The sequence below is a fragment of the Amycolatopsis sp. N2S4-7 genome (assembly GCF_058119595.1).
The window spans coordinates 8722379-8741598 of the sequence record NZ_CP172299.1 but is presented as its reverse complement, the minus strand read 5'-3'; the positions used below and the strand labels follow the sequence as shown (position 1 = coordinate 8741598).

The window sequence follows — 19220 nt, the reverse complement described above, 5'->3', positions numbered from 1 at the left end:
TAACAGAAGCACTCGTTCGGAGCAGATCTGCGGCCCGGCGGCGGAGTCGGCAGACTGGTTCCGTGCCGGAACTGCCCGAAGTGGAACTCGCCCGCCAGGTCCTCGCCGGGGCGCTCGGCCGGAAGATCCGGGACGTCGACGACCGCGACGACTGGGTCTGCCGTCCGCACGCGCCCGGGGACATCGGCGCCGCGCTGCGGGGTGGGCGGCTGACCGACGCGCACCGGCGCGGCAAGACCCTGTGGTGCGAAACCGAAGGCGGGGACGGGCGGCCCGGGCCGCACCTCGGCCTGCACCTCGGGATGGCCGGGCAGCTGCGGTTCGGCGGCGAGAGCGGGCCGCCCGGGCCGCAGCGGTTCCGCGACCGCGAAGAGAAACCCGAGTGGTTCCGGTTCGGGATCACTTTCGCGGACGGCGAACAACTCCGCCTGTTCGACACCCGGCGGCTCAGCCGGGTGCGGCTCGACCCCGATCTCGACGCGCTCGGCCCGGACGCCGGCGAGGTGTCGCTCCGGGACTTCCGCGAGCGCGTCGGCCGCGGGCGGGCGCCGCTCAAGGCGCGGCTGCTGGACCAGTCCGTGCTGGCCGGGATCGGGAACCTGCTGGCCGACGAAACGCTGTGGCAGGCGGCGGTGCACCCGGCCCGGCCGGTGAACGAGCTGGACGACGACAACCTCGCGAACCTCCACAAGGCACTCCGGAAGGCCCTGCGCGCCGCGATCCGGCGCGGCGGCGTCCACACCGGCGAGATCATCGGGCACCGCCGGGCCGGCGACCACTGCCCGCGGTGCGGGGCGGAGATGGTCCACGGCACCGTCGGCGGCCGGTCGACCTGGTGGTGCGCGAAGGAACAGGCCTAGCGGGGGCCGAGGCCGGTGCGGCCGTCGAGCAGCTCGCGCGCCGCGTCCAGGTGGCCGGCGTGCCGGGCCGTCTCCTCGATCATGTGCAGCACCACCCCGCGCAGGTCGGTGATCTCCACGCCGAGCCGGCCGGGGTGGCGGCCCCGCGGCGGCGCGGGCAACGGCGTCGCGGCGAAGATCTCGTCGGACCGGCGGCACTGGTCGCGGTAGAACGCGAAGACGACCCTGGGCGGCCGCGGCGTGGTCAGCGGCTCGTGGTCGTCACCCCAGGCGAGCGGGTCGGCGGTGCCGGTGACGATCTCCTGGAACCAGTGCCGCTCGGCGTACCCGAGGTGCTCGACCATGCCCAGCGGGGTCCAGCCGGACGGCAGGACCGCGGTCGTCAGGGCCTCGGCGCCGAGGCCGCCGAGGATCGCCAGGACGCTTTCGCGCTGGGCTCGCAGGAACATCAGCAGCGTGTTCTTCTCGCCGTCGTCCACGATCGCGGACCTTAGCGCGCGGGTGCGCACCCTGGCGGGCGGTTTTTGTCGGTGGCACGCGGTAGCGTCGCGGACATGGCAACACTGGTCACCTTCCACGCCCACCCGGACGACGAATGCCTCCGCACCGCGGGCGTCATGCGCAAAGCCGTCGAAGACGGGCACCGGGTCGTGCTCGTCGTCGCCACCAAGGGCGAGGTCGGCGAGGTACCCGACGGCTTCCTCGCCGAGGGCGAAAAACTGGAGGACCGGCGCGTCCAGGAGGCGCACGCGGCCGCGGAGATCCTCGGCGTCGAGCGCGTCGAGTTCCTCGGCTACCGCGACTCCGGGATGATGGGCGAGCCGACGAACGACGACCCGGCGTGCTTCTGGCGCGCGGACGTCGAGAAGGCGGCGGAGCAGCTCGCGGCGATCCTGCGCGAGGAGTCGGCCGACGTCCTCACGGTCTACGACGACAACGGCGACTACGGCCACCCGGACCACATCCAGGTGCACCGCGTCGGCCTCCGCGCGGCCGAGCTGGCCGGCACGGCCCGCGTCTTCCAGGCGACGTTCAACCGCGAATTCATGCAACGCGGCTTCGAAGCGGCGGTCGAGCAGGGTCTGATGCCGCCCGAGGCGGCACCGAAGCCCCCGGAGAACGTGGAGTTCGGCAAGCCGGCGGCCGAGATCACGGCAGCGGTCGACGTGGCCAAGTACGCGGCGGTGAAGCGCGCGGCGATGCGCGCCCACCCGAGCCAGATCAGCGAGGACATGTTCATGCTGGCCATGCCGGACGAGGCGTTCGAGTTCGCGTTCGGGACGGAGTGGTTCATCCGCGCGGGCCAGGGACCGGGGATCACGGAGACGGACTTGATGGCTGGTCTGTGAGCGGTTGGCCACCCCGGCGGCCGAGGCCGGGGGTGAGGCTGGGCCGGGGCGCGGGGGCGAGGCCGGGCCGGAGGCGAGGCCGGGCCGGAGGCGAGGGTTGGACCGGAGGCGAGGCTGGGCGGGTGCCCGTGTGGCGGTGGGATCGCAGGCCGCCGGGCGCGTCCGGCAACCCGCGCCTGGGCGCCCGCGTCAACCGCAAGACCCAGCCTGGCGAGGGTGGGCCTTCCCCCGCCGCGCGGGCCGCGCCCGCCGTTGCCCGCGCGGCCGATCATTCCCAACCCCGCGAGCGCCCCGCTGACCCGCGCCCGGCAGCCGGGCGCCGGCCGAGTGCGGCGGTTACCTCCGGCCCGGGCGCACCCCCAGCCCGGTGGGGTGTGCGGTCCCGGCGGGTTCTGCCGTTCAATGGTCACCATCGCCTCATGGCCGCTACCCCGGGAGGGCTCGTGCGCAGGACCATCGACTGGGCGGATGGCGCCATCGTCATCATCGACCAGACCGCGCTGCCCGCCGACTACCGGCTTCTGCACCTCCGGACCGTCGATGAGCTCGTCGACGCCATCCAGCGACTCGCCGTCCGGGGCGCTCCCGCGTTGGGGGCCGCCGGGGCGCTGGGGGTTGCGCTCGCCGCTCGGCAAGGTGGTGATGTCCGCTCGCTCGCCGAGGTCATCGCCCGCGCCCGGCCGACCGCCGTGAACCTTGCCTGGGGCGTCGAACGCGCGCTCGCGAAGCTCGACCAGGGCGCGGACGCCGTCCTCGCCGAAGCCCTCGCCCTGCTCACGGAAGACGAAGAACTCAACAAGGCCGCGTCCGGGCACGCCGCCGAGATCGTGCTCGACGTGTGCCCGCGGCGGCCGCTGCGGTTGCTGAGTCACTGCAACGCCGGACGGCTCGCGACCGTCGGCTGGGGCAGTGCGCTCGGCGTCGTCTGGCACCTGCACGAACGCGGGCTCGTGGAAGAAGTCCTCGTCGACGAGACGCGCCCGCTCCTCCAGGGCTCCCGGCTGACGGCGTGGGAACTCGCGGAAGCGAAAGTCCCCTACCGCGTCCAGCCCGACTCGGCGGCCGCCGCCGCGATGGCGCGGGGGCTGGTCGACTGCGTGCTCGTCGGTGCCGATCGGATCGCCGCGAACGGCGACGTCGCCAACAAGATCGGCACCTACGGCCTGGCCATCGCCGCGAAGCACCACGGCGTGCCGTTCGTCGTCGTGGCGCCTTCATCCACAGTGGACAGGAAGCTCGCCGGCGGCGCGGACATCGTCATCGAGGAACGCGACGCCCGCGAGCTCACCGGATACGCCGGGGTGCCGATCACCCCGCCGGACGCCGAGGCGTTCAACCCCGCGTTCGACGTCACCCCGGCGGAGCTCATCACGGCCGTGGTCACCGAACACGGCCGCTTCACGCCTTAGGGGCGCGGCCCGATCTCGCGGCCGCCGTCGGTCACCGTGATCGCCATCGCCGGGCAGGAGTCGGCCGCGTCCAGCACCGTCTCGTCGCCGTCCACCTCGGAGGTGACCGTGCGCGCGACCGCGCCGTCCAGCGCGAACACCTCCGGCATCAGCGCGGCGCACATCCCCGACCCGATGCAGGTGTGTTCGTCGATCTCCACGTGCCAGCTCATCGTCACCATCCGATCGGCATCGACCGCGGTCCGCGGACGAGCATCTGCGTCTTCCACACGATATCGCCGGCCAGGTGCAGGCCCGGCAGCTCGGTGACCAACGCGCGCAGCGCCTCCTGCAGCTCGAGCCGCGCGAGGGGCGCACCGAGGCAGTGGTGGACACCGTGGCCGAAGCCGAGGTGGTGGTTCTCCGGGCGGTCGAAGCGCAGCTCGTCCGCGTCCTCGAACTGCAGCCCGTCCCGGTTGGCCGCGCCGACGGCCACCAGCACCGGCTCGCCCGCCCGCACCAGCACGCCCCCGACCGTGACGTCTTCGGTGGCGTAGCGCGGGAAGCCCGCGCCGGCGCCCAGCGGCACGAACCGCAGCAGCTCCTCGACCGCGGCCGGGATCAGGCCCGGGTCGGCGCACAGCCGCTCCCACTGCCCGTGCTGGTCCAGCAGTGCGTAGACGAAGTTCGGGATCTGGCTCGCGGTGGTCTCGTGGCCGGCGACGAGGATGCCGACGCACAGGTCGACCAGCTCCAGCTCGGTCAGCCGGTCCCGGGTGTCGCGCGCCTCGATCAGCGCCGTCATCAGGTCGTCCCGCGGCTCGCCGCGGTGCTCGGCGATCAGGCCGCGCATGTACTCGCGCAGTTCTTCGCGGTTGCGCTCGAACTCCTCGGGCGTCAGGCCGCTGGTGGACAGGGCCGCGTCGCTCCAGACCCGGAACTTCGGCCGGTCGGCGACCGGGACGCCGAGCAGCTCGCAGATCACCGCGACCGGGATCGGCAGCGCGTAGCGGTCGACGAGGTCGGCGGGCGGGCCGGCGGCCTTCATGTCGGCGATCAGCCCGGCCGCCAGGGAGGCGACGCGCGGCCGGAGCAGCTCGACGCGCCGCATCGTGAACGCCTTCGCGACCAGCGTCCGCAGCCGCGTGTGGTCCGGCGGGTCCATCTGCAGGATGCCGCCGTCGCGGACCACCGGTGAGCGGCGCGGGGCGTCCTTCTCCTTCTCCATCGCCCGCGAGAACCGGCGGTCGCCCAGCACCAGCCGGGCGTCGGCGTAGCGGGTGGCCAGCCACGCCGGCTCCCCGTAGGTCATCTTCACCCGGACCAGGCCCTCGGCTTCACGGGCGGCCGCGTAGGCCTCGTTGAGGTCGAGCCCGGCCTCCTCGTTGAAGGGGTACGAGAGCGGTTCGGTGTGCGTGACGGTCATGCGGAACCCCCGTGCTCCAAGTTTGTAAGCAACTGCTTACAAACGCTACACGCCGCCGTGGCTCACGTCGAGCAGCGCGCTGATCACGCACGGTCGTCACCGTAACGGAAAGTTTCCGTCCGGATGTCACGGTGCGCCATTGCCGGGTCACGCGACCCTAGGTTACGGTGACCTAGGTGTGGATCGAGATCCTCTTGCTGGCGAAGCTGGCCCGCGAACCGATGCACGGTTACGAACTGCGCAAGGCCGTGGAGTCCTCGACGGGCCACACCTTGTCGAACAACTCGCTCTACCCGACCCTGCGGCGCTTCGTCGACGCCGGTGCGGTGAGCCGCAGCGCGGAGGAGCAGGAGACCAAACCGCCGCGGCACGTCTACACGATCACCGACGTCGGCCGGGAGCTCCTGCGCGACATGCTCGCGGACTTCCCGGCCGAACTGGCGCTCAACGAGCCGGAGTTCCTGGCCCGCGTCGGGAACTTCGGGCAGCTGAGCGAGGAGGAACGCGCCCGCGTGCTCGAAATCCGGGAACGGGCCCTGATCGCCGAGCACGCCCGGCTGACCGGGCTCGCCGCCGGGCAGGCCGACCCGTGGAGCCGCGCGGCGCTGCACCACGTCCTCGGGAAGTTCGACGCCGAACGCCGCTGGCTCGCCGAGCTGAAGACCGATTTGAGGAGCGACGCATGACCACCACCGAACAGACGCCTCGGCTCCCCTTCGCCCGCGCGAACGCGCTCGCGATCGCCCCGGACTACGAAGCACTCCGGCAGCGGGCGCCGATCAGCCGCGTGCTCACCCCCGCCGGCGACCCGGCGTGGCTGGTGACCTCCTACGAAGAAGCCAAGGAGGTCTTCCGCGACCGCCGCTTCGGCCGGTCGCACCCGGCGCCGGAGCAGGCGTCGCGGATTTCCCACGCCGCGGTGCAGGACGGCCCGAGCGGCGACTTCGAAACCGAAGAGCAGGAGCACAAGCGGATGCGCCGGATGCTGGCGCCCGCGTTCTCCGCGCCGCGCATGCGCGCCCTCGGCGACCGCATCGCGGAGCTGACCGACCGCTGCCTCGACGAGCTCGCGGCCGCGCGTGCCGCCCGCCCCGGCGAGCCGGTCGACCTGACCGACTTCCTCGCGTTCCCCCTGCCGGTGCTGGTGATCTGCGAGCTGCTCGGCGTCCCGTACGCCGACCGCGAGCACTTCCGCGGCCTGTCCGAGCGGATCGCGATGATGGACGGTGGCGAGGACGCCCAGGCGGCGATGACGGAGTTCAAGGCCTATATGACGAAGCTGGCCGACGCCAAGCGCGCGGACCCGCAGCCCGACGTCATCTCCGACATGGTCGCCGTGCAGGCCGACGACCCGGCCTTCACCGACGACGACCTCGCCCGGATGGGCGCCGGCCTGCTGTTCGCCGGCCACGAGACGACGTCCACGCGCATCGCGATGGGCACCCTGTTCCTGCTCAGCGACACCGGCCGCCGCGACCGCTTCGCCGCCGACCCCGACGGCCAGGTGAACCAGACCGTCGAGGAGATCCTGCGGCTGACCGCCACCAGCGGCACCGGCCTGCTGCGGTACGCGCACGAGGACGTCGAGATCGCCGGGACGCGGATCAGGCGCGGTGACGCCGTCCTGATCTCCAGCGACGCGGCCAACCGCGACGCGGCGGTGTTCGCCGACCCCGACGCGTTCGACCCGGACCGGACGCCGAACGTGCACCTCGCCTTCGGCACCGGCGCGCACGTCTGCATCGGCGCCAACCTCGCCCGCACCGAGCTGCGGACGGTGTTCCCGAAGCTGTTCCGCCGCTTCCCCGGCCTGCGGCTCGCGGTCGGGATCGACGAGATCGGCGTCCGCACCAACCGCGTCGCCGGTGGCGTCGACCGCGTTCCGGTGGAGTGGTGAGCCGTGAAGATCACCGTCGACACCGGGAGCTGTGTCTCGTCCGGGCAGTGCGTCCTGCTCGCGCCGGAGACGTTCGACCAGGACGAGGGGGACGGCACGGTCGTCCTCCTCGCGGCCGAGCCGCCCGAAGGTGAGCGGGAGGCGGTCCGGCAGGCCGAACTGACCTGCCCGGCCGCCGCGATCCGCCTCTCCGGCGCGTAGGGCAGCCGCGCTCGCGTCCGGTTTGCCGGTTAACCTGCTCCGATGACGGAACAGCCGGGCCGGAAACGGGACGCGGGCGCGACGCGGCAGGCGCTGCTGGACGCCGCCGCGAAGCTGTTCGCCGAGCGCGGCTTCGACCGGACGACCGTCCGGGACATCGCCGACCTGGCCGGGGTCAACCAGTCGCTGCTCTTCCGCTACTTCGGCAGCAAGGAAGCGCTGTTCGAGCAGGTCATCGCCCGCAGCGGGCGCGAGCACCTCGAAACCCACCCGCCGGAGCGGCTGCTCAGCGCGTCGCTGCGCAGCATGCTCGCGCCCGGCGGCGACCGGAACCGGACGCTGGAGACGTACCTGCGCTCCTCGGGCAGCGGCGACGTCGGGGCGGTGCTGCGCGAGGAGATCGGCGACGAGTACGCCCGGATCCTGGCCACGCTGACCGACGCCCCGGACGCCGAGCTGCGCGCCGACCTCGCGCTGGCCTGGCTGATGGGCATCGGGGTGGTCCGCGAGCTCACCGGCAAGCAGCCGCTGGCCGGCGCCGACCCCGACGACATCGTCCGGCTCGTCCTCACCGCCGTCCGGACGCTGCTGGAGCGGGCCGAGTGATCACGGCAGCGCCCGGCGCAGCAGTTCCGCCAGGTGCACCGGCTGCCGGCCCGACTCCTGGGCGATCTGCGTCCGGCAGCTGAAACCGTCCGACACCACCACCGTCTCCGCCGACGCCGCGCGGATCGCCGGGAGCATCCGGTCCTCCGCCACCGCCTTCGAGACGTCGTAGTGGCCGCGCTCGAAGCCGAAGTTGCCCGCCAGGCCGCAGCACCCCGAGTCGAGCGTCGTGTTCCGCACCCCCGCCGCGGCGAGCGCCGACTCGTCGGGGCCGAAGCCGAGGACCGCGTGCTGGTGGCAGTGCACCTGCGTGATCGCGTCGACGTCCAGTGCCGCGAACGGGATCGGCGCCCGCTCCAGCAGTTCCGCGAACGTGAACGTCCGGGACGCCAGCAGCGAAGCACGCGCGTCACCCGGCATGAGCGCGGGCAGGTCGCCGCGGAACAACGCCGTGCAGCTCGGTTCCAGGCCCGCGACCTCGTAGCCGTCCTCGAGGTACGGCGCCAGCACGGAAAGCGTCCGGTCCAGGACGCGGCGCGCGACACCCAGCTGGCCCGTCGACACCCACGTCAGTCCACAACAGACGCCGCGGTCCGGCAGCACGACGTCGTAGCCCCCCGCGGTCAGGACTTCGTGCGCCGCTTCCAGCACCGATGGCGTCAGGTAGTTGTTGAACGAATCCGGCCACAGCACCACCCGGCGCTCCCCCGAGGCCCTCCGCCGGAGATCCGCGCGCGACGACGTGAACGGGGACGCGGCGAACGAAGGCAGCGCCCGTTCCGGCGCGATCCCGCCGAGCCGTTTCACCAGGCCCGCCAAGCGCGACCGCCCGACGGCGTTGGCCAGCCGCGGAGCGAGCGCGCTGAACCGCAGCCACAGCGGCAGCCAGCCCATCGAGTAGTGCGACGCCGGGCGCAGCCGCCGCCGGTAGTGCTGGTGCAGGAACTCCGCCTTGTACGTCGCCATGTCGACGTCGACCGGGCAGTCGGACAGGCATCCCTTGCAGGACAGGCACAGGTCGAGGGCCTCGTGGACCTCGGCCGAGCGCCAGCCGTCCGTGATCACCTCGCCGTTGATCATCTCGGCGAGCAGGTGCGCGCGCCCGCGCGTCGAGTGCTTCTCCTCGCGCGTGGCCCGGTAGCTCGGGCACATCACGCCACCGCCGCTGGTGTTGCGGCACTTGCCGACCCCGACGCAGCGCCGCATCGCCTGCCCGAAGTTCCCCCGGTCCTCCGGGTAGCCGAGGAAGACGGCGTCCTCGACGGAGGACGGCGTCGGGCGCACACGCAGGTCCGCGTCGATCGCCCGCGGTGTCACCAGGATGCCGGGGTTCATCCGCCCGGCCGGGTCGAAGATCGCCTTGAACCGCGCGAAGACGGCCATCATCTCCGGGCTGTACATCCGGGACAGCAGCTCCGACCGCGCCTGCCCGTCGCCGTGCTCGCCGGAGAGCGAGCCGCCGTGCGCCGCGACGAGGTCCGCCGCCTCCTCCAGGAACCGCCGGAACCCCGCGATCCCCGGCGCGGACAGCAGGTCGAAGTCCAGTCGCATGTGGAGACAGCCCTCGCCGTAGTGGCCGTAGACCACGCTGCGGCGCCCGTGCGAGCGCATGAGTTCCTTGAACTCGCGCAGGTACGCGCCGAGGCGCTCGGGCGGGACGGCGGCGTCTTCCCAGCCGGGCCAGGCCTCCGAGCCGTCGGCGAGCCGCGTCGCGAGCCCGGCGCCCTCCTCGCGGATGCGCCACAGCCCGCGTTGCGCGGCCGGGTTGTCGACGATCGCGAAGCCGGTGAGGTCGAGCGACGCGGCCAGGTCCCGGGCCTGCGAGGCCGGGTCGTCGCCCGCGAGCTCGACGAACAGCCAGGCCCCGCCCGGCGGCAGGTCGCCCGCGCGGCCGGGCAGCATCGCGACCAGCTCGGCGTCGACGCCCTCGACGGTCAGCGGGGACCACGGCAGGATCGACGGCACGGCGTCGGCCGCCGCGATGTCGGACGGGAAGCCCAGCACGGCGAGCACCTTGCGGTCCGGGAGCCGCGCGAGCGAAACCGTCGCCTCCAGGATCGTCACGCAGGTGCCCTCGCTGCCGACGAGCGCCTTCGCGACGTCGAACCCGTTCTCCGGCAACAGGTGTTCGAGGGCGTAGCCGGACACCCGGCGCGGCCAGGTCGAGAGTTCCTTGCGCAGCAACGCCAGGTTGTCCCGCACCAGCGCGCGCAGCTCGTCGAAGATCGGGCCTTCGGTGGGTTCGTCCCGGCCCACCCGCAACCGCGTGCCGTCGTAGAGCAGCACATCGAGCGAGCGCACGACGTCGACCGTGCGCCCCCACGCCACCGAGTGCGAGCCGCACGCGTTGTTGCCGATCATCCCGCCGAGCGTGCACCGGCTGTGCGTCGACGGGTCCGGCCCGAACCGCAGGCCGTGCGGCGCCGCGACCGCCTGCAGGTCGTCCAGCACGGTCCCGGGCAGCACCCGCGCGAGCCGCGACTCCGGGTCCAGCGAGAGGACCCCGGCGACGTGGCGCGAGGTGTCGATGACCAGGCCGGGCCCGCACGCGTTGCCGGCGACGCTCGTGCCGCCGCCCCGCGCGATCACCGGCAGGTCACGATCGCGAGCGGCCGCGACCGCGGCGACGACGTCGTCGACCGTCTCCGGCAGCACCACCCCGCGGGGCACGTGGCGGTAGTTGGAGGCGTCGGTCGTGTACAGGGCGAGCGTGGCGGCGTCGGTGAGGATCTCCACACCCCCATTCAAGTCGACCGGGCGCTCCCGTACCTCTCCAGCCGGGTATGTCCGAAACCACATCTCGTGTGCGATCGTGGGCGCGTGACGGCAAAGGAGCACGTCGCCGAGTACAGCGCGGTGCTGGGCGAGCTGCTGCGCGAGCGCGAGAAGCTGCTCGGCACGCTCGACCGCGTCGCCGCGCTGCACGGGACCGCGCGCCTGATCCGGGAGACGGTCGGCGCGAAGGCCGGGTTCGTCGCCGAGCTCGACCGGCCCGAGCTGGCCGTGATCCGCTGGATGTCCGGCACCCGGACGGACTCGCTGCAGGACCTCGAGGTGCCGGTGGGCCAGGGCATCGGCGGGCGCGTGCTGGCGACCGGCCGTCCGGTGCGGGTCGCCGACTACGTCAGCTCGCCGACGATCACCCACCACTTCGACGCCCAGGTCCGCGGCGAGGGGCTGGCCGCGATGCTCGCCGTCCCGATCGTCGCGCGCGGCGAAACCGTCGCCATCGCCTACGCGGCCATGCGCGAGCCCGCCGACTTCGGCGACGACGCCGTCCGGCGGATGGAGGAGGTCGCGTGCCAGGCCGGGACCGCCTTGCACCTGGCGAAGGTCGCCGAGACGGACCGGTCGGCCGCGGTGGCCGGCGAGCGCCTGCGGATGCAGAGCGCCCTCCACGACTCGGTCGGCGCGCTGCTGTTCTCCATCGGGGTCCAGGTGCGCGACCTGCACGACGACTTCCACGGCAACCCCGGGCTGGAAGCGCGGCTGCGCCGGCTGGAGGGGGACGTCTCGGCGGCCGCCGGGGCGTTGCGGGAGTCGCTGCTGGCGCTGTCGGAATGCAGCCCGGAGCGGGCGCTGCCGGTCGAGCTGGCCGAGCACTGCCGCTCGTTCCAGGCACGCTGCGGCGTCCCGGCGCGGTTCGTGCAGCTCGCGGCCGTGCCGCCGCTGGACGCCGAACGCACCGCGCTGCTCGTCTCCGCGGTCCGCGAAGGCCTGCTCAACGTCGAGAAACACGCCGGGGCGTCCTCGGTGATCGTCAGCCTGCTGCCCAGTGACGACGGGGTCCAGGTGGTCGTCGCGGACGACGGCGCCGGCACGGCGGCCGTCCCCGGCACGGGCATGGGCCTGCGGACGCTGACCGGGCGCGCCGCGCGGCTCGGCGGCCGGGTCAGCCTGGTCCGCGACGACGACGACGGCTGCACCCTGCGCGCGTGGGTGCCGCTGGTGCGGCCGTGACTCCCGCGACCGTGTTCGTCGTCGACGACCACCCGGTGGTCCGCGACGGCGTCACGCTGCTGCTGCGCTCGGACCCGTGCCTGAGCGTGGTCGGCTCCGCGGAGTCCGGGCGGCTGGCGATCGAGCGGGTGGCGTCCCTGGCGCCGGACCTGATCCTGCTCGACCTGCGGCTGCCGGACATGCTCGCGCCGGAGGTCGTCACCGAGCTGCGCCGGGTGCACCCGGACGGGAAGATCGTCGTGTTCACCGCGCACGGCGACCACCAGGGCGTGCTGGCCGCGCTGGAGTCCGGGGCGCACGGCTGCCTGCTCAAGGACGCCGCCGGCGCGCAGCTGGTGACCGAGCTGCGCCGGGTGCTGCGCGGCGAGCGCGTCGTCGACCCGCGGATCCTGCCCGACGCCGGGCAGCGCTCGGACGCGCTGGCCCGCAGCGGCCTGACCCGCCGCGAGTACGAGGTCCTGCGGCTGGCGGCGCAGGGGCAGACGAACCCGGAGATCGCCGAGTCGACGGGCCTGGCGCGCAACACGGTGAAGACGTACCTGCAGTCGGCGCTGCACAAGCTGGGGGCACGCAACCGCGTCGAAGCCATCGGCAAGGCCAGCGAAGCCGGGCTGCTGTGAGACCCTCGGCCGGGTGACGATCGACCTGCACACGCACAGCACCGCCTCGGACGGCACGACGCCGCCCTCGGAACTCCCGCGGCTGGCCGCCGAGGCCGGGCTGACGGTGATCGCCCTGACCGACCACGACACCTTCGCGGGCCTGGACGCGGCCATCGCGGCCGACGCGGGCGTGGAGGTGGTTCGGGGCGTCGAGATCTCGTGCCGCCTCGACGACGCGGAGGTGCACCTGCTCGGCTACTTCGCCGACCCCGGCAACGCGCCGCTGGCCACCGAGCTGGAACTGATCCGCACCGACCGCGAGCGCCGCGCGGTGCGGATGGTCGAGCGCTGCCGCGAGCTGGGCGCGCCGATCACCCTCGACCGGGTGCGGGCGATCGCCGGCGGCGCCCCGCTGGGCCGTCCGCACATCGCCGCGGCGCTGGCCGCCGTGGGCATCACCGACGCGTTCACCCCGGACTGGATCGCCGACGGCGGCCGCGCGGACGTCCCGAAGCACGTCTTGTCCACAGAGGACGCGATCACCCTGGTCCGCGCGGCCGGGGGCGCGACCGTGCTGGCCCACCCGCGCTCGGTGAAACGCCGGGCGGAGGTCACGGACGCGCAGCTGGCCGGGCTCGCCGAGGCCGGGCTGGCCGGCGTCGAGGGCGACCACCCGGAGCAGGCCCCTGAGGTCCGCGCGCGGTTGCGTGAAGTGGCCGCGGAGCTGGGGTTGCTCGTGACCGGGTCCAGCGACTTCCACGGCGACCGCAAGCCGGTCCGCCTCGGCGAGTGCACGACCTCGCCCGAGGTGCTGGCGGGTCTGCGCGACGGTTCTCGCCACCCCGGGTAACCGGCCGCGCACGCAACCACCGCTCGTGTCCGTTTTGTGGCCGACGGGGTCTCCAGGTGGGGGTATCGGATCATTGCGGCCGAACGCAGGATGACCGCCACCGACGGTGACTCACGTCACACGAGTGGAGGAGGCGTCTTGCGTCCTGGAGTGAGTCCGTGCTGACCGTGCGTGGTCTGCGAGTGCGGTACGGCCGGTCGACGGCCGCCCTGCACGGTGTCGACCTCGACGTTTCCGCCGACGGCGTGCTGGCCGTGCTCGGCAGCAACGGGGCCGGGAAGTCCACTTTGCTCAGAGCCGTCTCGGGCACGCTCCGCATGCACCGGGGCGCGATTTCCGGCGGCGAGATCCGCTACGACGGCCACGCGCTCGGCAAGCTCGACCCCGCCCGGATCGTCCGGCTCGGCGTCGTCGGCGTGCCCGAGGGGCGGCAGGTCTTCGCCCGGATGACCGTCGAGGAGAACCTGCGGGCCGGCGGCATCGGCGCCCGGACCGCCGCGGACCGGACCGCCGCCCGCAAGCGCGTCGGCGAGCTCTTCCCCGTCCTCTCCGAACGCGCGAAGCAGCGCGCCGGGCTGTTGTCCGGCGGGGAGCAGCAGATGCTCGCGATCGGCCGGGCGCTGATGTCCGCGCCCAAGCTGCTGCTGCTCGACGAGCCGTCGCTGGGGCTGGCGCCGAAGATCGTCGAGCAGATCGGGAAGACCATCCGGGAGATCCACGAGCAGGGCACCGCCGTCGTGCTGGTGGAGCAGAACGCCGTGATGGCGCTCGACGTCGCCGACCACGCCGTGGTGCTGGAGGTGGGCCGGGTCGCGCTGGCCGGGACGGCCGCCGAGCTCGCCGCCAGCCAGGACGTCCAGCGGCTCTACCTCGGCGGGCACGCCGAGTCGCAGGAGACCGCCGAGGCCGAGGCACAGACCGCGCGCGAACGCCTCGCGGGCCGGACCCTGTCGAGGTGGGCCGGATGACACCGCCGGAACTGCGCGTCGACGACTTGTCCCTCCGGTTCGGCGGGATCCGCGCCCTCGACGAAGTGAGCTTCACCGTCGCCCCCGGCTCGCTGCACGCGCTGATCGGGCCGAACGGCGCCGGGAAGTCCAGCTGCTTCAACGTGATCAGCGGCCTCTACCGGGCGAACGCCGGCCGCGTGCTGCTCGGGGAGAAGGACCTGACCGGGCTCGCGCCGCACAAGCTCGCCGGGCTGGGCATCGGGCGGTCGTTCCAGAACGCGGCCCTCTCCCCCGGCTCGACCGTGCTGGACAACGTCATGCTCGGGCGGCACGCGCTGACCCGCGGCGGCTTCCTCGAAACCGGGCTGCGGCTGCCGTGGACGGTCCGGGCCGAGCGCAGGCACGCGGACCGCGTCCGGGAGATCTGCGCGTTCCTCGGCCTCGGGCCGGTCGTCGACGCCCCGGTCGGCGCCCTCCCCTACGGCGCCGTCAAGCGCGTCGACCTCGCCCGCGCGCTCGCCGTCGAGCCCGTGCTGCTCCTGCTCGACGAGCCGGCGGCCGGGATGAACGCGTCCGAGACCGCCGAGCTGGCCGGCACCATCAGCGAGATCCGCGCCGAGCTGGGCATCTCGATCCTGCTCGTCGAGCACGACATGGGCCTGGTGATGGGCATCGCCGACCGGGTCACCGTGCTCGACTTCGGCCGCCGCATCGCCGACGGCACCCCCGCGGAAGTCCAGTCCGACCCGGACGTCATCAAGGCCTACCTGGGCACGGAGGCGGCGTGAACACATTCCTGCAGCTCGTGGTGAACGGCCTCGGCAAGGGCGCGGTGTTCGCGTTGCTCGCGCTGGGGTTCGTGATCATCTTCAAGGCCACCGAGGTGGTCAACTTCGCCCACGGCTCGCTCGTGCTCTTCGGCGGCTACCTCGTCGTGGTGACGCGGGACGCGCTCGGCTGGGTGGGCGCGTCGCTGGTCGGCATCGTCTCCGCCGGGCTGCTCGGCCTGGTGGTGGAGCGGCTGCTGCTGTCGCGCTCCCGGCACGCCGACGCGAACAGCCTGGCGCTGCTCACCATCGGCGTCGACGTGATCGTCACCGAGGAGATCGTGCGGCGCCTCGGCGTCACGCTGCCCTTCCTCGGCGGCGCCTGGGACGCGAAGCCGTTCCAGATCGGCGGGATCACGCTGTTCCGCACGCACCTGGTCGCCCTCGGCGTGGCCGCGGTGCTCATCACGGCGTTCTGGCTGGCCTTCAAGTACTCGAACTGGGGCGTGGCGATGCGGGCGCAGGCGGAGAACCGCGAGGCCGCCGCGCTGATGGGCATCCGCAGCTCCCGCGTCACCGCGACCGCGTGGGTCGTCGCCGGGCTGCTGGCCGGCGTGGCGGTGCTGTTCATCGCGACGCAGGACTTCTCCGGCGCCGGGCTGTCCCGCGGCACGCACTCGATCGCGCTGGCCGCGTTCCCCGCGGCGATCCTCGGCGGTCTCGACTCGACGGCGGGCGCGGTGATCGGCGGCCTGGTCGTCGGTCTCGTGGAGGCGTTGTCGGCGCAGTACGTCTCGTTCGACTTCTCCAAGAGCGCGGTGTTCCTGGTGATGCTGGTGGTCCTGGTGGTGCGGCCCTCCGGGCTGTTCGGCACGAGGGAGCGAACGCGTGTCTGAGAGCACCGTGTCCGAAGTGGACACCCCACCCGCGGCCGACGCGCCACCGTCGCGCCCGGCGCGCAGCCCGGCGAAGCTGGTGCGCACGGTCGCGTGGCTCGCGCTGCTGGTCGTTCTGCTCGCGCTGCCGCTCTACCTCGACGCGGCCTGGCTGAAGGCCGGGCAGTACATGATGATCGGCGCGGTCGGGGCGATCGGGCTGACGCTGGTGGTCGGGCAGGCCGGGCAGCTTTCCCTGGCCCACGCGTTCTTCCTGCTCGCCGGCGGGACCGCCTACACCGTCCTTTCCGGACCGACCGGCGACAACCGCGTGGTCGGCTTCGGCCTCGACCCCGGCCTGTCGCTGCTGGGCGCGGTGGTCGTCGCGGCGCTGCTGGGCCTGGCCTTCGCCCCGGTCGCCGGCCGGCTGCGCGGAATCTACCTCGGCGTCGCCTCGCTGGCGCTGGTGTTCCTCGGCCTCTACTTCGGACAGTCGGCCGAGGAGCTCACCGGCGGGACGTCCACCGGGCGCACGCCGGCGTCGTTCTCGCTGTTCGGGTTCCCCTTCACCAACGACGGCCCGCAGCTCGAACTGCTCGGCGTGCCGATCCAGCAGTCCGAGCGCATGTGGTACCTGTTCCTGCTGCTCACGGTCATCGCGTTCGTCATCGCCCGCGGCGCGGTCCGCGGCCGGGTCGGGCGGTCGTGGCGGGCGGTGCGCGACAACGAGGCCGCGGCCGCGGTGATGGGGGTCAGCGTGATCCGCGCCAAGGCCGGCGCGTTCGCCGTCTCCTCGGCCTACGGCGGCCTCGCCGGCGCGATGACCGTCCTGTGGTTCGACATCCTCAAGCCGGACGAGAGCGAGTTCGGCACCTACGGCATCAACGTGTCCATCGCCTACCTCGCGATGGTCATCATCGGCGGGCTCGGCTCGGTCCCCGGCGCGCTCGTCGGCGCCCTGATCGTCAACGGCCTGCCGCAGGTCCTCGCCCTGTACTCCGCCGATCTGGGCTGGTTCTCCGGCACCGGCGACGGCGCGCTGACCCCGATCCTGGTCAGCTCGTTCGTCTACGGCGCCGCGATCATCCTGGTCGTGCTGTTCGAGCCGGGCGGGCTCGCCGCGATCGGCCGCCGGCTCACCCGGCGGAGGACACCCCGCCGTCACCCCTCGGAGGAATCATGAAGCGAACACACCTGGCGGCGGCGCTGGCGGCCGTCCTCGCGCTCGGCGCGTGCAGCACGAAGGCGAACGACTCCGGCTCGTCGGGCGCCGACAGCTCCGGCGTCAAGACCGGCAAGGGGGTGACCGCCACCGAGGTGACGCTCGGCGTGATGACCGACAAGTCCGGCGTGTTCAAGAACCTCGGCCTCGGCGTCACGCAGGGCAACGAGCTGTGGGCCAAGGACTTCAACGCCGCCGGCGGCGTCTGCGGACGGCAGGTGAAGCTCGAAGAGGTCGACCACGGCTACAAGGCCGACACGGCGAAGACGCTGTACCCGCAGATCGAGCCGAAGGTGCTCGGGTTCGTGCAGCTGCTCGGCTCGCCGGTGGTGGCCGCGCTGAAGCAGAACCTGGCCACGGACAAGGCCGTCGCCGCACCCGCGTCGTGGTCGTCGGAGCTGCTCGACAACCCGTACGTGATGATCGTCGGCACCACCTACGACCTGGAGATCATCGACGGCCTGTCCTACCTGCAGGAGCAGGGCCTGATCAAGGACGGCGACACGATCGGGCACGTCTACATCGACGGCGAGTACGGGAAGAACGGCCTGCGCGGCTCGCAGTTCTACGCCAAGAAGCACAGCCTGTCGGTCAAGGAAGTGAAGATCACCTCGACCGACAGCGACCTCACCAACGTCGTCACCGGGCTGAAGGGTGCCGGCGTCAAGGCCATCGTGCTGACGACGACGCCCGCGCAGACCGGGTCCGCGGTTTCGACCAACAAGGCGCTCGGGTTGAACGTGCCGGTGCTGGGCAACAACCCGACCTTCGACCCGGCGCTGCTGAAGAGCCCGGCCGCCGGGGCGCTCGACAAGCTGACCGTGGTGGCCAGCAGCGTGCCGTTCTCGGCCGACCTGCCGAAGGCCAAGGACGTCGCGGCGAAGTACAAGGCCGCCTACAAGGAGACGCCGAACGGCGGTGTCCCCTACGGCTACGCGGTCGGCGAGGTGTGGGGCGCGGTGCTGAAGAAGGCCTGCGACAACAAGGACCTCACCCGCGACGGCATCGCCGCGGCGCTGAAGCAGACGACGTCGGCGAGCACCGACAACCTGGTCGCGGCGCTCGACTTCTCCAAGCCGGGGACGCCGGCGACGCGCCAGGTCTACGCGGCCACCCCGGACGCCACCGCCGAGGGCGGCGTCCGGTACGTCAAGCCGCTGTTCGAGGCGCCCGAGGCTAAGGAGTACGTGGCCCCGCACCAGAAGTGAGCCGGCGTCGCGCCAGCGCGGCCGCCTCCCGCAGCGGGGTGGTCGCGTTGGCCTTCGCCGCCGCCAGCAGGTCCGCGACGGTCTGCTCGATCGTCTCGACTCGGGCGAGCGCGGCCTCGTGGTCCAGCCCCTCGGCCTCCCGCGAAAGGGTGTACAGGATCCCGCCCGCGCTGGCGACGTAGTCCGGGATCCACAGGACGCCGCGGTCGGCGAGGACGTCGGCGACGCTGTCGTCGGTGAGCTGGTTGTTGGCCGGGCCGACGACGAGGGGCGTGTCGAGCCGGGCCACCGTCTCGGGGCTCAGCACGCCGCCGACCGCCGCCGGGATGACGACGTCGGCGGTCAGGGTGAGCGCTTTCTCGGGCTCGACCCAGGTCAGGCCCTGTTTTTCGGCGTCGGCGCGCTTGGCCGGGTCGATGTCGGACACGACGACGCCGGCACCGGCTGCGTGCAGGCTCGCCGCGAGGTGGGCGCCCACGGAGCCGTAGCCGCTGATCACCACCCGCCGGCCGGTCAGGTCCGCCGAGCCGGCCGCCGCCCGGAGCGCGGCGAGCACGCCGACGGCCGTCGGGCCGCTGGAGGAACCGGTTCCGCCCGCCGACTCGGGCGTGCAGAACGCGTACGGCGAGGCCTCGCGCAGGACGAGCATGTCGGCCGGGCCGGTGCCGACGTCCGGGCCGGCCAGGTAGGCGCCGCCGAACTCGGCGATCAGGTCGGCGTGGTCGAGCAGGACGGCCCGGCGCTCCTCCGGCGAGAGCACGCGACCCGGCTCGGGCGCGATGACGCTCTTGCCGCCCCCGAACGCGAGCCCGGCGACGGCGCACTTCGCCGTCATCGCCTCGGACAGGCGGAGGACGTCGCCGATGGCTTGTTCGAGCGTGGCGTACGGCTTGAAGCGGCACCCGCCGACGGCGGGGCCGAGCGCGGTCGAGTGGATCGCGACCATGGTGGTGATGCCGGATCGACGGCCCCGGCGGGCTACGAGTCGCTCATGTGCGGTCATAGCTGCCGAAGTTAGAGTGATCGTCGACGGCGTCGGCTGGTCGCCGAACTTTATTC

20 protein-coding genes are annotated in these 19220 nt (G+C 73.0%); 15 read left to right on the top strand and 5 right to left on the bottom strand.

What is annotated here, in order from left to right:
• The first annotated feature begins 62 nt into the window (after positions 1 to 62).
• Complete coding sequence (locus tag ACH54P_RS41170; protein WP_489908709.1) at positions 63 to 860, top strand: Fpg/Nei family DNA glycosylase; 798 nt, start codon at positions 63 to 65, stop codon at positions 858 to 860.
• Here the strand turns inward: ACH54P_RS41170 and ACH54P_RS41165 are convergent.
• On the bottom strand, positions 857 to 1339 hold the full coding sequence (locus tag ACH54P_RS41165; RefSeq protein ID WP_489908708.1) for a DinB family protein: 483 nt from the start codon (positions 1337 to 1339) through the stop codon (positions 857 to 859). The two genes, ACH54P_RS41170 and ACH54P_RS41165, sit on opposite strands and share 4 nt — an antisense overlap.
• Positions 1340 to 1414: 75 nt before the next feature.
• On the opposite strand from ACH54P_RS41165, the gene ACH54P_RS41160 reads away from it, so the two are divergent.
• Together ACH54P_RS41160 and mtnA are read left to right on the top strand one after the other, a co-directional pair.
• Positions 1415 to 2209 (top strand): PIG-L family deacetylase, encoded by a 795-nt coding sequence (locus ACH54P_RS41160; protein ID WP_489908707.1) that lies wholly within the window; start codon positions 1415 to 1417, stop codon positions 2207 to 2209.
• A 443-nt stretch (positions 2210 to 2652) separates the two neighbouring features.
• Entirely contained in the window at positions 2653 to 3618 is a 966-nt protein-coding gene (mtnA, locus tag ACH54P_RS41155) for an S-methyl-5-thioribose-1-phosphate isomerase (RefSeq protein WP_489908706.1), read from the top strand.
• Here the strand turns inward: mtnA and ACH54P_RS41150 are convergent.
• Together ACH54P_RS41150 and ACH54P_RS41145 are read right to left on the bottom strand one after the other, a co-directional pair.
• Entirely contained in the window at positions 3615 to 3830 is a 216-nt protein-coding gene (locus ACH54P_RS41150) for a ferredoxin (protein WP_489908705.1), read from the bottom strand. The two genes, mtnA and ACH54P_RS41150, sit on opposite strands and share 4 nt — an antisense overlap.
• 2 nt (positions 3831 to 3832) lie before the next feature.
• Complete coding sequence (locus ACH54P_RS41145; RefSeq protein ID WP_489908704.1) at positions 3833 to 5023, bottom strand: cytochrome P450; 1191 nt, start codon at positions 5021 to 5023, stop codon at positions 3833 to 3835.
• A gap of 176 nt (positions 5024 to 5199) precedes the next feature.
• On the opposite strand from ACH54P_RS41145, the gene ACH54P_RS41140 reads away from it, so the two are divergent.
• From ACH54P_RS41140 to ACH54P_RS41125, 4 genes are read left to right on the top strand one after another with little or no spacing between them, the layout of a single operon-like run.
• A complete protein-coding gene (locus tag ACH54P_RS41140) occupies positions 5200 to 5709 on the top strand; it encodes a PadR family transcriptional regulator (protein WP_489908703.1) in 510 nt (169 codons plus the stop codon).
• The gene (locus tag ACH54P_RS41135) at positions 5706 to 6920 is read left to right on the top strand and encodes a cytochrome P450 (protein WP_489908702.1); all 1215 of its coding nucleotides are present in this window, start codon (positions 5706 to 5708) and stop codon (positions 6918 to 6920) included. The genes ACH54P_RS41140 and ACH54P_RS41135 overlap by 4 nt, the downstream gene beginning before the upstream one ends.
• A gap of 3 nt (positions 6921 to 6923) precedes the next feature.
• The gene (locus ACH54P_RS41130) at positions 6924 to 7121 is read left to right on the top strand and encodes a ferredoxin (RefSeq protein ID WP_489908701.1); all 198 of its coding nucleotides are present in this window, start codon (positions 6924 to 6926) and stop codon (positions 7119 to 7121) included.
• Positions 7122 to 7163: 42 nt separating this feature from the next.
• Positions 7164 to 7727: a TetR/AcrR family transcriptional regulator gene (locus ACH54P_RS41125; RefSeq protein ID WP_489908700.1), complete on the top strand. Its 564-nt coding sequence runs from the start codon at positions 7164 to 7166 to the stop codon at positions 7725 to 7727.
• Here ACH54P_RS41125 and ACH54P_RS41120 read toward each other — a convergent pair whose 3' ends face one another.
• A complete protein-coding gene (locus ACH54P_RS41120; RefSeq protein WP_489908699.1) occupies positions 7728 to 10463 on the bottom strand; it encodes an FAD-binding and (Fe-S)-binding domain-containing protein in 2736 nt (911 codons plus the stop codon).
• 84 nt (positions 10464 to 10547) lie between these two features.
• Here ACH54P_RS41120 and ACH54P_RS41115 point away from each other — a divergent pair, with 84 nt between their 5' ends.
• The 8 genes from ACH54P_RS41115 (at position 10548) to ACH54P_RS41080 (ending at position 18161) form a co-directional block, all read left to right on the top strand.
• The gene (locus tag ACH54P_RS41115; protein ID WP_489908698.1) at positions 10548 to 11687 is read left to right on the top strand and encodes a GAF domain-containing sensor histidine kinase; all 1140 of its coding nucleotides are present in this window, start codon (positions 10548 to 10550) and stop codon (positions 11685 to 11687) included.
• Complete coding sequence (locus ACH54P_RS41110) at positions 11684 to 12307, top strand: response regulator (protein WP_364731256.1); 624 nt, start codon at positions 11684 to 11686, stop codon at positions 12305 to 12307. Before ACH54P_RS41115 ends, ACH54P_RS41110 begins: the two co-directional genes overlap by 4 nt.
• Before the next feature lie 13 nt (positions 12308 to 12320).
• Positions 12321 to 13139, top strand: coding sequence for a PHP domain-containing protein (locus tag ACH54P_RS41105; RefSeq protein WP_489908697.1), 819 nt, complete (start codon positions 12321 to 12323; stop codon positions 13137 to 13139).
• 158 nt (positions 13140 to 13297) lie between these two features.
• A complete protein-coding gene (locus tag ACH54P_RS41100) occupies positions 13298 to 14107 on the top strand; it encodes an ABC transporter ATP-binding protein (protein ID WP_489908696.1) in 810 nt (269 codons plus the stop codon).
• Positions 14104 to 14877 (top strand): ABC transporter ATP-binding protein, encoded by a 774-nt coding sequence (locus tag ACH54P_RS41095; protein ID WP_489908695.1) that lies wholly within the window; start codon positions 14104 to 14106, stop codon positions 14875 to 14877. Before ACH54P_RS41100 ends, ACH54P_RS41095 begins: the two co-directional genes overlap by 4 nt.
• Entirely contained in the window at positions 14874 to 15752 is an 879-nt protein-coding gene (locus ACH54P_RS41090; RefSeq protein ID WP_489908694.1) for a branched-chain amino acid ABC transporter permease, read from the top strand. The genes ACH54P_RS41095 and ACH54P_RS41090 overlap by 4 nt, the downstream gene beginning before the upstream one ends.
• Positions 15753 to 15759: 7 nt before the next feature.
• The gene (locus ACH54P_RS41085) at positions 15760 to 16914 is read left to right on the top strand and encodes a branched-chain amino acid ABC transporter permease (RefSeq protein ID WP_489916932.1); all 1155 of its coding nucleotides are present in this window, start codon (positions 15760 to 15762) and stop codon (positions 16912 to 16914) included.
• Entirely contained in the window at positions 16911 to 18161 is a 1251-nt protein-coding gene (locus ACH54P_RS41080; RefSeq protein ID WP_489908693.1) for an ABC transporter substrate-binding protein, read from the top strand. The genes ACH54P_RS41085 and ACH54P_RS41080 overlap by 4 nt, the downstream gene beginning before the upstream one ends.
• Here ACH54P_RS41080 and ACH54P_RS41075 read toward each other — a convergent pair.
• The gene (locus ACH54P_RS41075) at positions 18130 to 19164 is read right to left on the bottom strand and encodes a Glu/Leu/Phe/Val dehydrogenase dimerization domain-containing protein (protein ID WP_489908692.1); all 1035 of its coding nucleotides are present in this window, start codon (positions 19162 to 19164) and stop codon (positions 18130 to 18132) included. The genes ACH54P_RS41080 and ACH54P_RS41075 overlap by 32 nt on opposite strands.
• Positions 19165 to 19220 lie beyond the last annotated feature (56 nt).

Excerpts from the sequence above, each read along its gene's own strand:
- ACH54P_RS41160 (WP_489908707.1), top strand. The coding sequence starts at position 1,415 with ATGGCAACACTGGTCACCTTCCACGCCCACCCGGACGACGAATGCCTC.
- ACH54P_RS41150 (WP_489908705.1), bottom strand. The coding sequence starts at position 3,830 with ATGAGCTGGCACGTGGAGATCGACGAACACACCTGCATCGGGTCGGGG.
- ACH54P_RS41145 (WP_489908704.1), bottom strand. The coding sequence starts at position 5,023 with ATGACCGTCACGCACACCGAACCGCTCTCGTACCCCTTCAACGAGGAG.
- ACH54P_RS41135 (WP_489908702.1), top strand. The coding sequence starts at position 5,706 with ATGACCACCACCGAACAGACGCCTCGGCTCCCCTTCGCCCGCGCGAAC.
- ACH54P_RS41125 (WP_489908700.1), top strand. The coding sequence starts at position 7,164 with ATGACGGAACAGCCGGGCCGGAAACGGGACGCGGGCGCGACGCGGCAG.
- ACH54P_RS41095 (WP_489908695.1), top strand. The coding sequence starts at position 14,104 with ATGACACCGCCGGAACTGCGCGTCGACGACTTGTCCCTCCGGTTCGGC.
- ACH54P_RS41080 (WP_489908693.1), top strand. The coding sequence starts at position 16,911 with ATGAAGCGAACACACCTGGCGGCGGCGCTGGCGGCCGTCCTCGCGCTC.
- ACH54P_RS41075 (WP_489908692.1), bottom strand. The coding sequence starts at position 19,164 with ATGACCGCACATGAGCGACTCGTAGCCCGCCGGGGCCGTCGATCCGGC.